Annotated in this window: 12 protein-coding genes and 1 pseudogene; 7 read left to right on the top strand and 6 right to left on the bottom strand. The window is 59.4% G+C overall.

Annotated elements, in window-relative coordinates; genetic code table 11:
• Positions 1-79: 79 nt before the first annotated feature.
• Positions 80-1,297 carry a bifunctional glutamate N-acetyltransferase/amino-acid acetyltransferase ArgJ gene (argJ, locus tag AC1D19_RS06875; RefSeq protein WP_477762769.1) on the bottom strand — a complete coding sequence of 406 codons (1,218 nt, stop codon included), beginning with the start codon at positions 1,295-1,297 and terminating at the stop codon, positions 80-82.
• Between the two features lie 119 nt (positions 1,298-1,416).
• Complete coding sequence (gene secA, locus AC1D19_RS06870; RefSeq protein ID WP_477762768.1) at positions 1,417-4,152, bottom strand: preprotein translocase subunit SecA; 2,736 nt, start codon at positions 4,150-4,152, stop codon at positions 1,417-1,419.
• 307 nt (positions 4,153-4,459) lie between these two features.
• Here secA and AC1D19_RS06865 point away from each other — a divergent pair, with 307 nt between their 5' ends.
• Entirely contained in the window at positions 4,460-4,915 is a 456-nt protein-coding gene (locus AC1D19_RS06865) for a DUF721 domain-containing protein (protein WP_477752539.1), read from the top strand.
• Between the two features lie 43 nt (positions 4,916-4,958).
• On the opposite strand, the gene AC1D19_RS06860 is transcribed toward AC1D19_RS06865, so the two are convergent.
• Positions 4,959-6,437 carry a helicase HerA-like domain-containing protein gene (locus AC1D19_RS06860; protein ID WP_477762767.1) on the bottom strand — a complete coding sequence of 493 codons (1,479 nt, stop codon included), beginning with the start codon at positions 6,435-6,437 and terminating at the stop codon, positions 4,959-4,961.
• A gap of 189 nt (positions 6,438-6,626) precedes the next feature.
• Here AC1D19_RS06860 and AC1D19_RS06855 point away from each other — a divergent pair.
• The 5 genes and pseudogenes from AC1D19_RS06855 to AC1D19_RS06835 all read left to right on the top strand — a co-directional run.
• Positions 6,627-7,658 (top strand): annotated as a pseudogene (locus AC1D19_RS06855) (HAMP domain-containing protein); the annotation flags it as partial.
• A 93-nt stretch (positions 7,659-7,751) separates the two neighbouring features.
• Positions 7,752-8,516: a methyl-accepting chemotaxis protein gene (locus tag AC1D19_RS06850; RefSeq protein WP_477752566.1), complete on the top strand. Its 765-nt coding sequence runs from the start codon at positions 7,752-7,754 to the stop codon at positions 8,514-8,516.
• A gap of 186 nt (positions 8,517-8,702) precedes the next feature.
• A complete protein-coding gene (locus tag AC1D19_RS06845; protein ID WP_477762766.1) occupies positions 8,703-9,815 on the top strand; it encodes a glycosyltransferase family 4 protein in 1,113 nt (370 codons plus the stop codon).
• Positions 9,808-10,584, top strand: coding sequence for a DUF2334 domain-containing protein (locus AC1D19_RS06840; RefSeq protein ID WP_477762765.1), 777 nt, complete (start codon positions 9,808-9,810; stop codon positions 10,582-10,584). Before AC1D19_RS06845 ends, AC1D19_RS06840 begins: the two co-directional genes overlap by 8 nt.
• On the top strand, positions 10,581-11,576 hold the full coding sequence (locus AC1D19_RS06835; protein WP_477762764.1) for a lysylphosphatidylglycerol synthase transmembrane domain-containing protein: 996 nt from the start codon (positions 10,581-10,583) through the stop codon (positions 11,574-11,576). Before AC1D19_RS06840 ends, AC1D19_RS06835 begins: the two co-directional genes overlap by 4 nt.
• Here AC1D19_RS06835 and AC1D19_RS06830 read toward each other — a convergent pair.
• Both AC1D19_RS06830 and purU read right to left on the bottom strand, forming a co-directional pair.
• On the bottom strand, positions 11,563-11,739 hold the full coding sequence (locus tag AC1D19_RS06830; protein WP_477762763.1) for a hypothetical protein: 177 nt from the start codon (positions 11,737-11,739) through the stop codon (positions 11,563-11,565). The two genes, AC1D19_RS06835 and AC1D19_RS06830, sit on opposite strands and share 14 nt — an antisense overlap.
• Before the next feature lie 86 nt (positions 11,740-11,825).
• A complete protein-coding gene (gene purU, locus AC1D19_RS06825; RefSeq protein ID WP_007993692.1) occupies positions 11,826-12,674 on the bottom strand; it encodes a formyltetrahydrofolate deformylase in 849 nt (282 codons plus the stop codon).
• Positions 12,675-13,010: 336 nt separating this feature from the next.
• Here purU and mvaT point away from each other — a divergent pair, with 336 nt between their 5' ends.
• The gene (gene mvaT, locus AC1D19_RS06820) at positions 13,011-13,388 is read left to right on the top strand and encodes a histone-like nucleoid-structuring protein MvaT (RefSeq protein WP_007933316.1); all 378 of its coding nucleotides are present in this window, start codon (positions 13,011-13,013) and stop codon (positions 13,386-13,388) included.
• A 99-nt stretch (positions 13,389-13,487) separates the two neighbouring features.
• On the opposite strand, the gene sbcB is transcribed toward mvaT, so the two are convergent.
• On the bottom strand, positions 13,488-14,918 hold the full coding sequence (gene sbcB / locus AC1D19_RS06815; RefSeq protein ID WP_477762762.1) for an exodeoxyribonuclease I: 1,431 nt from the start codon (positions 14,916-14,918) through the stop codon (positions 13,488-13,490).
• Positions 14,919-14,951 lie beyond the last annotated feature (33 nt).

Raw genomic sequence — 14,951 nt, 5'->3', positions numbered from 1 at the left:
AGGCGGGATCAGCCTCGATAAATCCATCGCGGCAAATGACGCCTTCGCCAGCAAGCTGGCTCCTACAGGACATGCGCTATTACGTGCGGTACTCGGCGTTGATCTTCACGTATTCGTGGGACAGGTCGGTGGTCCAGATGGTTTCGCTGCAATCGCCGCGACCCAGCTCGATGCGGATGGTGATTTCTTCCTGCTGCATCACCGCCGCGCCCTGGGCTTCGGTGTAGGTCGCCGCGCGCGCGCCACGGCTGGCAATGCACACGTCGCCAAGGAATACATCGATCTTGCTCACGTCCAGGCTTGGCACACCGGCACGGCCGACAGCGGCCAGGATACGGCCCCAGTTCGGGTCGGACGCAAACAATGCAGTCTTGATCAGTGGCGAGTGGGCCACGGTGTAGCCAACGTCCAGGCACTCCTGGTGATTGCCGCCGCCATTGACTTCAACGGTCACGAACTTGGTCGCGCCTTCACCATCGCGAACGATGGCCTGGGCCACGTCCATGCACACTTCGAACACCGCCTGCTTCAACTTGATGAACAACTCGCCTTCGGCGCGGGTGATTTCCGGCAGCGCGGCCTGACCGGTGGCAATCAGCATGCAGCAGTCGTTGGTCGAGGTATCACCATCGATGGTGATGCGGTTGAACGACTTGTTGGCGCCATCGAGCATCAGGTTTTGCAACACATCGCGGGAAACCTTGGCGTCAGTGGCGATGTAGCCGAGCATGGTCGCCATGTTCGGGCGAATCATGCCGGCGCCTTTACTGATGCCGGTAACGGTGATGGTCACACCGTCATGCTGGAACTGACGGCTGGCACCTTTGGGCAGGGTGTCGGTGGTCATGATGCCGGTGGCGGCAGCTTCCCAGTTGTGGATCGACAGATCATCGAGGGCAGCTTGCAGCGCACCTTCGATTTTCTCCACTGGCAACGGCTCGCCGATCACACCGGTGGAGTACGGCAGCACCTGGCTGGCATCGACACCGGTCAGTTCCGCCAACTTGGCGCAAGTACGTTCGGCGGCCGCCAGGCCAGGTTCACCGGTGCCGGCGTTGGCATTGCCGGTATTGGTCAGCAGGTAACGCACCGGGCCTTGTACACGCTGTTTGGCCAGGATCACCGGTGCGGCGCAAAAAGCGTTCAAGGTGAACACGCCGGCAACCGTGGAGCCTTCAACACAGCGCATGACCACAACATCCTTGCGCCCCGGGCGCTTGATGCCGGCCGAGGCGATACCGAGTTCAAAACCGGCAACCGGGTGCAACGTTGGCAAAGGACCAAGACCAACAGCCATGAATGCGCTCCTTTATAGATGATGTCAGCACCGCTTCAGCAGAACGGTGGTTCGAATGGTAAAACGCCGCGACGGCAGAAGCCGGTCGCGGCGCGGGTATTTCAGCGTTTGAAACGGGTTTACTGAATCTGCCCGTGGCAATGCTTGAACTTCTTGCCCGAACCGCAGTAGCACAGCTCGTTGCGACCCAGCTTCTGCTCGTTGCGAACCGGCGCGGCAGCGAGGGCAACATCGACTTCTTCGCCCAACACCTCCGGTTGCTCAAGGCCTGGAGCCTCTTCATGCAGGAACTGCATACGAGCGGCCAATGCCTCGGCTTCCTGGCGCAGGCGCTGCTCTTCCTCGATCGGATCTTCGCGACGAACCTGAACGTGGGACAACACACGGATCGAATCGCGCTTGATCGAATCCAGCAACTCGGAGAACAGGGTGAACGACTCGCGCTTGTATTCCTGCTTCGGGTTCTTCTGGGCATAACCACGCAAGTGGATGCCGTGACGCAGGTGATCCATGGTCGACAGGTGGTCTTTCCACAGGTCGTCCAGTACGCGCAGAACGATTTGCTTCTCGAAGGTGCGCAGCGCTTCGGCGCCCGCCTGGTCTTCTTTCTCGTTGTACGCGGCAATGAGTTCCTGCATCAGCTTCTCGCGCAGGGTTTCTTCGTACAGGTGATCGTCTTCGTCGAGCCATTGCTGGATCGGCAGCGTCACACCGAAATCACTCTGCAGCGCCGCTTCCAGGCCCGCCACGTCCCACTGCTCAGGCAGCGATTGAGGAGGAATGTGTGCGCTGACGGTGGCGTCGAGCACGTCCTGACGGAAGTCAGCGATGGTCTCACCGATGTTGTCGGCAGCCAGCAACGTGTTACGCATGTGATAGATCACTTTACGCTGTTCGTTGTTGACGTCGTCGAACTCGAGCAGTTGTTTACGAATGTCGAAGTTACGACCTTCAACCTTGCGCTGAGCCTTTTCGATAGCGTTGGTCACCATGCGGTGCTCGATCGCTTCGCCAGGCTGCATGCCCAGGGCCTTCATGAAGTTCTTCACCCGGTCAGAGGCGAAGATGCGCATCAGGCTGTCTTCCAGCGACAGGTAGAAACGGCTGGAACCGGCGTCGCCCTGACGACCGGCACGACCACGCAGCTGGTTGTCGATACGGCGCGATTCGTGACGCTCGGACGCAATCACCTGCAAACCGCCCGATTCGAGCACTTGCTGGTGACGCTTCTGCCAGTCGGCCTTGATCTGGGCAATCTGCTCAGGGGTCGGGTTTTCCAGGGAAGCCACTTCCACTTCCCAGTTACCGCCCAAGAGGATGTCGGTACCACGACCGGCCATGTTGGTGGCGATGGTCAGTGCGCCCGGGCGACCGGCCTGGGCAATGATCTCAGCTTCCTTTTCGTGGAACTTGGCGTTCAGGACCTTGTGTTCGATGCCTTCCTTCACGAGCAGGCTGGACATGTGCTCGGAGGTTTCGATGGTGGCGGTACCGACCAGAACCGGACGGCCCGCGGCCATGCTTTCCTTGATGTCGGCCACGATTGCCGCGTATTTCTCGTCGGCGGTCAGGAACACCAGGTCGTTGTAGTCTTTTCGGGCCAGCGGCTTGTTCGGTGGAATCACCATGACCTGCAGGCCATAGATCTGGTGGAACTCGAATGCTTCGGTGTCGGCCGTACCGGTCATGCCGGACAGCTTGTTGTACAGACGGAAGTAGTTCTGGAAGGTGGTCGACGCCAGCGTCTGGCTTTCGGCCTGGATGTTCAGGTTTTCCTTGGCTTCGATGGCCTGGTGCAGGCCTTCGGACAAGCGGCGGCCCGGCATGGTACGGCCGGTGTGCTCGTCGACCAGTACGACCTGACCGTCCTGCACGATGTATTCGACGTTGCGATGGAACAGCTTGTGCGCGCGCAGGCCGGCGTAAACGTGAGTCAGCAGGCTCAGGTTATGCGCCGAGTACAGGCTCTCGCCTTCAGCCAGCAGGCCGATGCGGGTCAGCGTTTCTTCGACGAACTGGTGACCGGCTTCGTTGAGTTCGACCTGGCGGGTCTTCTCGTCAACGGTGTAGTGGCCGGCCTTGGTGACTTCGCCTTCCACTTCTTCGATGTGCAACTCAAGCGTCGGGATCAGCTTGTTGACCTCGATGTACAGCTTGGAGCTGTCCTCGGCCTGACCGGAGATGATCAGCGGCGTACGGGCTTCGTCGATGAGGATGGAGTCGACTTCGTCGATCACGGCAAAATTGAGTTCACGCTGGAATTTTTCTTCCATGCTGAACGCCATGTTGTCGCGCAGGTAATCGAAACCGAATTCGTTGTTGGTGCCGTAGGTGATGTCGGCGGCGTAGGCAGCACGCTTCTCTTCCGGCGGCTGGAACGGCGTGACCACGCCGACCGTCAGGCCGAGGAATTCATACAGCGGGCGCATCCAGTTGGCGTCACGGCGGGCCAGGTAGTCGTTCACCGTCACAACGTGCACGCCGTTGCCGGACAGCGCGTTGAGGTAAACGCCCAGTGTTGCCACCAGGGTCTTGCCTTCACCGGTACGCATTTCCGCGATCATGCCTTCATGCAAGGTCATGCCGCCGATCAGCTGGACATCGAAGTGGCGCATGCCCATGACACGCTTGCCGGCTTCGCGGGCGACCGCAAAGGCTTCTGGCAACAGTTTGTCGAGGGACTCCCCTTTGGCGATGCGGGCCTTGAACTCGCTGGTCTTGGCACGCAATTGATCGTCCGAAAGGGCCACCATTTGCTCTTCGAAGGCATTGACGAGTTGCACCGTCTTGAGCATGCGTTTGACTTCACGCTCGTTCTTGCTTCCAAAAAGTTTCTTTAACAAAGGCGCAAACATATCGGCAGGATCTTCCACACTAAAGGGATGGAGGGCGGCCCCGTGAGTCGCCCGTGCAGCCCTCATGGCCGCATGCGAACGAGCATTCTACCCGGAAACGATGGAGAGGAAAGTGGCGATATTCCACGATGCTGGCACAGCGCTTTGACGGGGCTCACTTAAAATAAGGGCGTTTTGCTCAACTTCAAGCCGTTCAAGGCAGAAGTTAGTTGTTGATTTAATGGGCAAAGCACCCACAAAAGCAATGGGCGGGTGGATCCGGTGCTTTCTGCTACCATGGCGCCTCTGTTACTTCAGGTGTCTGATCATGGCGTTTCGCCCACTTACGGCCAAAGTACCTGCCGTTCTACTACGCGAAGCCAAGCCGCTGAAAGCCATTCTCGGCCACGCTCAACGCCTGGGTCATCTGCAGCGTTTACTCGAAAGCCAATTGCAACCCGCCGCTCGCGAGCATTGCCACGTGGCCTCCTGGCGCGAAGGCAGTTTGTTGCTGATTGTCACCGACGGTCATTGGGCAACCCGCCTGCGCTACCAGCAGAAGCGCCTGCAACGGCAACTGCAACTGTTCGACGAGTTTGCCAATCTGACCCGGATCCTGTTCAAAGTTCAACCGCCGACCGTTCAGCAAGGTGCGGCCGGGCATACCATGGATTTGTCCAACGACGCGGCAGCGACCATTCAGGCCACGGCCGATGGCATCAGCGACCCGAATTTGCGGGCCGCGCTGGAGCGGTTGGCAGCGCACGCCAAAGTAAAGGGCTAGAAGAAGGATCAAAGGATCGTCCGAAGGCTGCGATCTTTTGCTTTCAGCGGCGTTTTTTGCTGCCCAGCAACGAGCCCATCAAGCCGCGCACCAACTGTCGCCCAAGCTGATTCGCCGCCTGTCGCATCGCTGATTTCAAGGCCTGACCCGCTGCGGTTCCAAGAAACTCTCCGGCCTGCTCGGTGAAGCTCGGTTCCTGTTTGCCCTGCTCCGCTTCGGGCTCAGGTGCCAACCCCTTGCGCCCCATCAGCACCTCATAGGCCGATTCACGGTCAATCGGCTTGTCATAACGCCCCTGCAACGGCGAACCGGCAATCAGCGCCGTGCGCTCGGCGTCGGTCAAAGGCCCGATCCGCGATTGCGGCGGCGCTACCAGCACCCGCTGGACCATTTCCGGCGTACCTTTTTCCTGCAAGGTGCCGACCAGCGCCTCGCCGATCCCGAGCTCGGTCAGCACCGACAACGTATCGAACGCCGGATTCGGCCGGAAACCTTCGGCCACCGCGCGCAGGGACTTCTGCTCCTTGGCGGTGAACGCACGCAGACCGTGCTGGATGCGCAAGCCCAACTGCGCCAGCACATCATCCGGCAGGTCACCCGGCGACTGAGTGACGAAATACACGCCCACGCCTTTCGAACGAATCAGCCTCACGACTTGTTCCAGACGATCGCGCAATGCCTGGGGCGTACCGTTGAACAACAAGTGAGCCTCGTCGAAAAACAGCGCCAGCAACGGTTTGTCGGCATCGCCACGCTCCGGCAACTGCTCGAACAGCTCGGCCAGCAGCCACAGCAGGAACGTCGCGTAGACTTTCGGCGCTTCATGCACCAGACGGCTGGCATCCAGCAAATGAATGCGCCCACGACCGTCCGCAGTGGGCTGGAGGATGTCTTCGAGTTGCAGCGCCGGCTCGCCGAACAGGGCTTCGGCGCCCTGTTGCTCCAGGGTCGCCAGACGCCGCAGCAATGCCTGACTGGAGCCGGTGGTCATCAATGCCGCATCGTCACCCAGCAACTGGGGGTTGTCCCGCAGGTGATTGAGCAGCGCCTTCAGATCCTTGAGATCGAGCAACAACAGGCCTTCGCGGTCCGCCACCTTGAACGCGGCGTACAGCGCCGACTGCTGACTGTCGGTCAGTTCCAGCAGGCTGCCTAGCAGTAGCGGCCCCATTTCACTCAAGGTTGTGCGCAAAGGATGACCGGACTGACCGTGTACGTCCCACAACGTCACCGGATAAGCCTGAGGCTTGTGGTTGAGCCAGGGCATCCCGGCAATCCGCTCGGCGATCTTGCCCTGGGGATTGCCGGCGGCGCCGAGGCCGCACAGGTCACCCTTGATGTCAGCGGCGAACACCGCCACGCCGGCATCGCTGAAGGCTTCGGCCAGTCGTTGCAAAGTCACGGTTTTGCCAGTGCCGGTCGCGCCCGCGATCAAACCGTGGCGGTTCGCCAGGCGCATGGCCTGGGCAATCGACTGCCCTTTGAGATCGGCGCCGATAACGAGTTGCAGAGAGTCAGGCATTTGGTCACCCATGATTAATCTTTGGTCCTACACGGCCGATAGAGATAGCTGACAAAGCAGTCAGACACGATCTGGTCGGAAATTTCCCTAAGGAGAGTCGGAAAATTCACTTGCTTTCAACCTTGCCCGTTGTGCGCCCCTTTATAAAAGCACGCGCTGGACATTAAGACCTTAGCGGAACCCCAAGCCATGAACAAAAATCTGCGTTTCAGCCATAAAATCCTGCTTGCCGCCGCCCTCATTGTGATTGCCGCCTTCGCCTCATTCACGCTGTACAACGACTATTTGCAGCGCAATGCCATTCGCGAAAACCTGGAAAATTATCTGCAGGAAATGGGCGCAGTGACCGCCAACAATATCCAGACCTGGTTGAACGGGCGCAGCCTGCTGATTGAAAACCTGTCACAAACTGTCGCGCTCAACCCCGATGCGGACAACGTTTCCAGGCTGCTGGTACAAAAAGCCGTGACCTCGACCTTCATGGGCGCCTACCTCGGCAACAAGGATGGCTCTTTCATCATTCGCCCCGACAGCAAGATGCCCGATGGCTATGACCCCCGTGCACGCCCTTGGTACAAGAGCGCGCAAGGCAGCAGCGGTTCGGCATTAACCGAGCCTTATATCGATCTGGCCTCCGGCCAACTGGTGATTTCCATTGTCGACAGCGTTATCAAGGACGGCCAGAACATCGGCGTGGTCGGTGGCGACCTGAGCTTGCAGGTGATCGCCGACAGCCTTGGCACGCTGGACTTCGACGGCATGGGGTATGCCTTCCTGGTCAGTTCCGACGGCAAGATCCTGGTACATCCCGACAAAGCGCTGGCGATGAAGATGCTCAAGGATGTCTACCCGCAAGACACGCCGGCCATCAGCAGCACAATGAGCGAAATCCAGGTCGACGGCAAAACCCGCATCGTGACCTTCACCCCGATCAAAGGCTTGTCATCGGTCAACTGGTACATCGGTGTTTCGGTCGACAAGGAAAAAGCCTACTCGATGCTCAGCAAGTTCCGCACCTCGGCGGTCGTTGCGACCCTCATTGCCGTGGCCATCATCATCGCCCTGCTGGGCATGCTGATTCGCATCCTGATCCAGCCTTTGCATGTCATGACCCGCGCCATGGCTGATATCGCCGACGGCGAAGGCGACCTGACCAAGCGCCTGACCATCCAGAACAATGACGAATTCGGCACCCTCGGCACTGCGTTCAACCGCTTCGTCGAACGCATTCACGGCTCGATCCGCGAAGTGTCCTCGGCCACCGGGCAAGTCAACGAAGTGGCGTTGCGCGTGGTCGCGGCTTCCAACTCGTCGATGTTCAACTCCGACCAGCAAGCCTCGCGCACCAGCAGCGTCGCAGCCGCCATCAACCAGCTCGGCGCCGCCGCCCAGGAAATTGCCCGCAACGCCGCCCAGGCGTCGAGCCAGGCCAGCGATGCCCGCAGCCTGGCCGAAGATGGTCAACACGTGGTGGACCGCAGCATCGTGGCGATGAATCAACTGTCGAGCATGCTCAGCGCATCGAGTTCCAACATCGAGTCGCTGAACAGCAAAACGGTGAACATCGGGCAGATTCTCGAAGTGATCACCAGCATTTCCCAACAGACCAACTTGCTGGCGCTCAACGCCGCGATTGAAGCCGCCCGTGCCGGTGAAGCCGGTCGTGGTTTTGCCGTGGTGGCGGACGAAGTGCGCAACCTGGCACATCGCACGCAGGAATCGGCACAACAGGTGCAAACCATGATCGAGGAGCTGCAGGTCGGCGCCCGAGAGTCGGTCAGCACCATGAGCGACAGTCAGCGCCACAGCCAGGACAGCGTGGAAATCGCCAACCTCGCGGGCGAACGCCTGAACAGCGTGACGCTGCGTATCGGTGAAATCGACGGCATGAACCAGTCGGTAGCCACCGCGACCGAAGAACAGACCGCCGTGGTGGAGTCGATCAACGTCGACATCACCGAGATCAACACGCTGAATCAGGAAGGCGTGGAAAACCTGCAATCGACATTGCGCGCGTGCTCGGACCTTGAGCAGCAGGCGGCGCGGCTGAAGCAGTTGGTAGGCAGCTTCCGTATCTAGCGCCTGAACTGGCCTCTTCGCTGGTAAGCCAGCTCCTACAGGGTTTAGCGTGAAGCCTGTAGGAGCTGGCTTGCCAGCGAAGGCCTCGTCTCAACCCTCACTGCCCCCACCCGCACAACTCCAACCGAACATCTATCCTTCATATAGGTCAACCAAGGGAGTACCGGGACTGGAGGATCGTTCATCGTGCATATCGCTGACATCACCATGTTCTACGCCCCTGCCAGCGGTGGCGTACGCACTTATCTGGATGCGAAGCACCGTCGTTTGGGCATCAAACCGGGCATTCGCCACAGTTTGTTGATTCCCGGATCTTCTTTTAGCGAACAGGATGGTATTTATACCGTTCCGGCCCCTGCCCTGCCCTTCGGCAAGGGCTATCGCTTCCCTCTGCGCCTCGCGCCCTGGCGCAATGTCTTGCAGGATTTGCAGCCCGACCTGATCGAAGTCGGCGATCCTTATCTCACGGCCTGGGCGGCGCTGGATGCGCGGCGCCAACTCGATGTGCCGGTCATCGGCTTTTATCACTCGGACCTGCCCCTGCTGGTCAGCAACCGCATGGGCCATTGGGTGACCAACAACGTCGAGGCCTATGTCAGCAAGCTCTACGGCAACTTTGACCGCGTACTGGCGCCCAGTCAGGTCATGGCCGACAAGCTCACCGGGCTTGGAGTCAAGAATGTGTTTGTGCAACCGCTCGGCGTCGACCTGCAAACCTTCAATCCCGATGCCAGAGACCCCGGGCTGCGGGCCGAGTTGGGCCTGGACGAAAACACCCGGTTGCTGATCTTCGCCGGGCGCGGCGCCAAGGAAAAAAACCTGCCGGTGCTGCTCGACTGCATGAAACGCCTGGGCCGACGCTATCACCTGCTGCTGGTTGGTTCGTCGATGCCCACGGCCGTGCCGTCCAACGTGACGGTGATCGACGAGTTCTGCCCGGCCGTACAAGTTGCCCGCCTGATGGCCAGTGCCGATGCACTGTTGCACGCCGGCGATCAGGAAACCTTCGGTCTGGTAATTCTGGAGGCCATGGCCAGCGGTATTCCGGTGGTGGCCGTGGCGGCCGGGGCCTTCAAGGAAATCGTCACCGAGGACTGCGGCCGGCTCTGCGCGCCGAACAATCCCGCCGCGATGGCCACCGCCGTTCGAGAACTGTTCGGGTCGGGCAACACAACGCTGGGCAAACAGGCGCGATTGCATGTCGAACGGCATTACGCCTGGGATACGGTGGTCAACAGCTTGTTGCGCCACTACCACGCCGTGCTTGGCAGCCAATGGCCGCTGACAGCCAATGGTTGAGTCCATGAACAGTCCCGCTTTACTGCTGGTACTGCACGACGTGGCACCGCCAACCTGGGCCGATTATCAGCCGTTCGTCAAAGCTGTCGACGCCTTGGGTGGCGTGCCGATCACCTGGCTGGTGGTCCCGGACTTCCACAAACACAACAACCTGGACGCCCATCCGCAATTTCGCCGCCAGCTCAGTACCAGGCTCGCCCGGGGCGACGAACTGGCGCTGCATGGCTACTTCCACTGCGACGACGGGCCGATGGCCAGCAATCCCCGAGACTGGTTCATGCGTCGGGTGTACACCTACGAAGGCGAGTTTTACCGTTTGTCGCAGGAAGCCGCCCTCGCCCGCCTGCGTTCGGGCATCGAGATCTTCCACCGCCATGACTGGCCGCTGGAGGGGTTCGTCGCCCCTGCCTGGCTGATGAGCCAAGGCACTCGCCAGGCATTGCGCCAATTGCCGTTGAGTTACACCAGCGACTCGCAGCACTTGTACCGGCTGCCGGATTTCACCGCATTCGAGGCGCCAGGGCTGGTCTGGAGTGCGCGCAGTGCCTGGCGCCGGGGCCTATCGAAGCTCGTCAGCGACTGCCGTGAACAACGCTGGCAGCAGGCCCCGGTGATTCGCCTGGGCCTGCACCCGGTGGACATGCGCCATGAGCTCTCGCGCCGATATTGGCTACAAACCCTCGAGCGCCTGCTCGACAACGGACGTGTTCCGATGACCAAGGCCCAGTGGCTGGCGCTGCAGAACGACCAACTGGGGTGCATCGCATGAGTCGCGGACTGCTGTTGCTCGTTGGCCTGCTCGCGGCAGTGCTCATTCCATTACTGTTGGGCGGCAGCGAAACCTGGTCCCGGCTGACCGGTTTTCCGCTACCGTGGTTGCTGATCATGTTCGGCATGATCCTGCTGTGCTGGGGCGTGAACACCCTGCGTCTACGCCTGTTGCTGGGGGATCAATGCGACAAGGTCAGCCGGCTCAGGAGCCTCGGTGTGGTGATTGCCGCCGAATTTGCCTATTGCGCCACACCCGGCGGCAGCGGCGGGCCTCTGACGATCATGGCTTTGCTGGCACGTTACGGCGTACGTCCGGCCAAGGGCACTGCGGTGTTTGCCATGGACCAGATGAGCGACTTGTTGTTTTTCCTTTGTGCCCTGAGCGGGATTCTGATTTACGCCCTGTTCCAACACCTGAGCCAGCGCATGGAATGGATGCTGATGGTCAGCGCCGTTTCGCTGTTCGGCGGTCTGATCAGTTGCGTCTTGGTGGCCCGGTATCACCGTTTATTGATTCGCCTGAGCGGCCGATGGCTCGCCCGAGTCAATGTCAAAGCGGCCACGCGAATGCGCTGGGCGCGCAAGCTCCTGCAGTTTTTGGCGGCGTTTACCGACACGCTGAAATTGCCCGTGCAGACCTTGATCAAGGTATTCGCCCTGACCTGCGTGCATTGGCTCCTGCGCTACAGCGTGCTGTACCTGGCGTTGCGCGGGCTCGGCGCGGATTTGCAGTGGGCCTGGACTTTTCTGATCCAGATGCTGGCACTCAGCGCCGGGCAATTCAGCCTTCTGCCGGGCGGAGCCGGGGCGGCGGAGTTGACATCGGCGGCGTTGCTGGCCCCCATGGTCGGGAAGTCCACGGCGGCGGCCGCGATTCTGATTTGGCGGGCGGTGACGTACTACTTCTATTTGCTGGTCGGTGGGCCGGTGTTTTTGCTGATGCTGGGCCGGCCGCTGCTGATGAAATTGATGAAACTCAGGCAGGCTTAGGTTTGTCCTCGGGCTCTTGCTGCAACTGTTCCCACAACTGCGCGGCGTCAGGAAACTCCGTACCCGTTTCAGGCCCCATGTCCTCCGGGTCGTAGCGGCTCAGGCAACCCTCGCCCAGCGTGGCGGGAGCCTTGGATGTGGCTTTGTCCAGTGGATCGGCCATGGTCATGTCCTCGGTGCAGAAACGGCGAAGGACCTGAAGCGATTGAACGCCCAGACCCTTCGAGTTTCAACTGTGCTGCAGGCCTGTCAGAAGACGACGGTTTTGTTGCCGTGCACCAGCACCCGGTCTTCCAGGTGATAACGCAGGCCACGGGCCAGCACCATCTTCTCGACATCGCGGCCGAAACGCACCATGTCTTCGATGCTGTCGCTGTGGCTGACGCGTACCACGTCCTGCTCGATGATCGGGCCGGCATCCAGCTCTTCGGTCACATAGTGGCAGGTCGCGCCGATCAGCTTCACGCCACGCAGGGAGGCCTGGTGATACGGTTTGGCACCGACGAACGACGGCAGGAAGCTGTGGTGAATGTTGATGACCTTGTGCGCGTATTCGCTGCACAACTCCGGCGGCAGGATTTGCATGTAACGGGCAAGCACCACCACTTCGGCATCGTGCTGTTTGACCAGGCGCGAAACCTCGGCGAAGGCCGGCTGCTTGTCCTGCGGATTGACCGGGACGTGGTAGTACGGGATACCGTGCCACTCCACCATGCTGCGCAAGTCATCATGGTTGGAAATCACGCAGGAAATTTCGCAGTCCAGTTCATCGCTGTGCCAGCGGTGCAGCAAATCGGCCAGGCAGTGCGACTCGCGGCTGGCCATCAGGACCACGCGTTTCTTTTGCTCGGTATCGGTGATGCGCCAGTCCATCGAGAACTCTTCGGCGATCGGGGCAAAGGCTTCACGAAACGCTTCGATACCAAATGGCAGGGAGTCGGCACGGATTTCGTGACGCATGAAGAACCAGCCACTGAGATTGTCCGAGTGATGGCTCGCTTCAGTGATCCAGCCGTTGTGTGATGCCAGAAAGTTACTGACTTTGGCAACGATGCCAACACGGTCCGGGCAAGAAATCACCAGACGAAAAGTGCGCATGAGGGGGAAACTCCAGAACTTCGCAAAGGCCGCCATTCTAGCGATTGCGCAGCAAAACTGCAGTATTGTTGACGTTTCGCCCCGCAGGAAGGTCGGTGCGGCAGGATGGATAGCGCAGATGCCGGTTCGCCCGGATGCTCTAGCGGTGCGGGTCATTTGTTAAATTATGTATATCCGGCAGACCTGGACCACACTAATAAACGCATTACAGATGTGCGCCAAAGACACAGCAATTAAATTAAATAAAGTTGGCTTAAATGTTTACTTGATGAAACACCGTGACTATTATTGCCGCACTGTCACCTGCCATCCAGCGCACAACATAAGGTAGTCCACATGTCCTTGATCAACGAATATCGCGCCACCGAAGAAGCTATCAAAGAGCTGCAAGCCCGTTTGAAGAACCTGTCCCAAGACGACAAACTGCAAACCGAGCTGGAATTCGAAGGCAAACTGCGCACCCTGATGGGTGAATACTCGAAATCCCTGCGCGACATCATCGCGCTGTTGGATCCAGAATCCAAAACCAAGGCACCACGCGGCGGTGCAGTGAAAACTACCGGCACCAAGCGTGCTCGCAAAGTTAAACAATACAAAAACCCGCACAACGGTGAAGTCATCGAAACCAAAGGTGGCAACCACAAGACTCTGAAAGAGTGGAAAGCCAAGTGGGGCGGTGACGTGGTGGAAGGCTGGGCTACCCTGCTGGGCTAAGCTTCAGAGCTTGTCGCAGACGGATCCGTGACAAAAAATAACGCCAGCAAATGCTGGCGTTTTTTATGCCCGGTGTTTTAAGCCCTGGCATGTTCGATTTCAAAGACGCAAACGCTGACGCAATCCCTGGACATAATCCTGCCACTCACTGAGCACCCCCTGCTGAAACGGAGTGGCACTAACGCTCAATTGGGCCGCGGTTTCTACAAAACTTTCAAGGGTATTTGGCGCCCCCCACTCGGGTTCTGACAAACGTTTCTGACAGAATATTCGCCAGCGTTCTTGCTCCTCGGAATTCAACGTGTCGGAAAAGTTACGTGCGCGATATCGAAACAGCAATTCAGGCAAACGTTCGTCATCGAAAGGCCACTGCTCTTGTGCCAATTGCATCGGGTCAACGGTTCTGACTTGCTCACACAATCGCCGATCCCGATCACCGATAAATCCATCATATAACTGTTGCTCCGGATCCTGGCTCTGGGAAAAATCTTCGCGAGCATAGATCGCCAGGACTTTATCCAGCCAAACTTTCCGGGCGTCATTGAGCTGCAACACCCGCTGCTGATACAGCGCCATATCCAGCCCCAGACGCTGCTGATCTTCCTGGCGAAGTACCGACAACGGTGCCACCACCGGGCACTTGTTGATGTGAATCAGCTTCAACGGCACCGGCAACTCACCTTCGGCCAGCTCGTCACGGCGGGTATACAAGCGCTGACGCAAGCTTTCGGCATCCAGATCGAGCAGGCCCTGGGGATCGAGGTGCAGGTCACAGACAATCAGGGCGTTCTTGTTGCGCGGGTGCCAGGCCAGTGGCAACACCACACCCACATAGCTGCGCGCGGCCGAAAATCGCCCGGAAACATGCACCAGCGGTTGCAGCAGGCGTATCTGGTCCATGACTTTTTGCTTGCTGCGCAGTTGAAACAGCCAGTCGTACAGCTTTGGCTGTTTTTCCCGTATCAGGCGCGCCAGGGCGATCGTCGCGCGAACGTCCGACAGCGCTTCGTGGGCATTGCCATGGTCGATGCCGTTGGCAGCGGTCAGGCGTTCAAGCTTGAGCGTGACCCGCCCCTCGTCATCGGTCGGCCAGACCATGCCATCGGGGCGCAAGGCATAAGCGGCGCGCACCACATCAATCAGGTCCCAGCGGCTGTTACCGCCCTGCCACTCCCGCGCATAGGGGTCGAAAAAGTTTCGGTACAGGCTGTAGCGGGTCATCTCGTCGTCGAAACGCAAGGTGTTATACCCCGCGCCACAGGTGCCGGGCGCGGCCAGCTGCGCATGCACCCGGGTCATGAAATCGGCTTCGCTCAAGCCTTGCGCCTGCAGTTGCCCGGGGGTGATTCCGGTGATGGTGCAGGCGGCCGGATGCGGCAGGATGTCGTCACTGGGCTGACAGTAAAGATTGACCGGCGCGTCGATTTCATTGAGATCGAAGTCGGTGCGCAGGCCGGCCATTTGCAACGGACGGTCGCAACGGGGATTGATGCCAGTGGTTTCGTAGTCGTACCAGAAAATGGAGGTCACGGGCGATTCCTGAACTGAAGATCGGCAAAGTCT

It is taken from the genome of Pseudomonas sp. P1_C12, assembly GCF_056406435.1.
The sequence above is the reverse complement of the archived record's forward strand: the minus strand, read 5'-3'. Positions and strand labels throughout refer to the sequence as shown.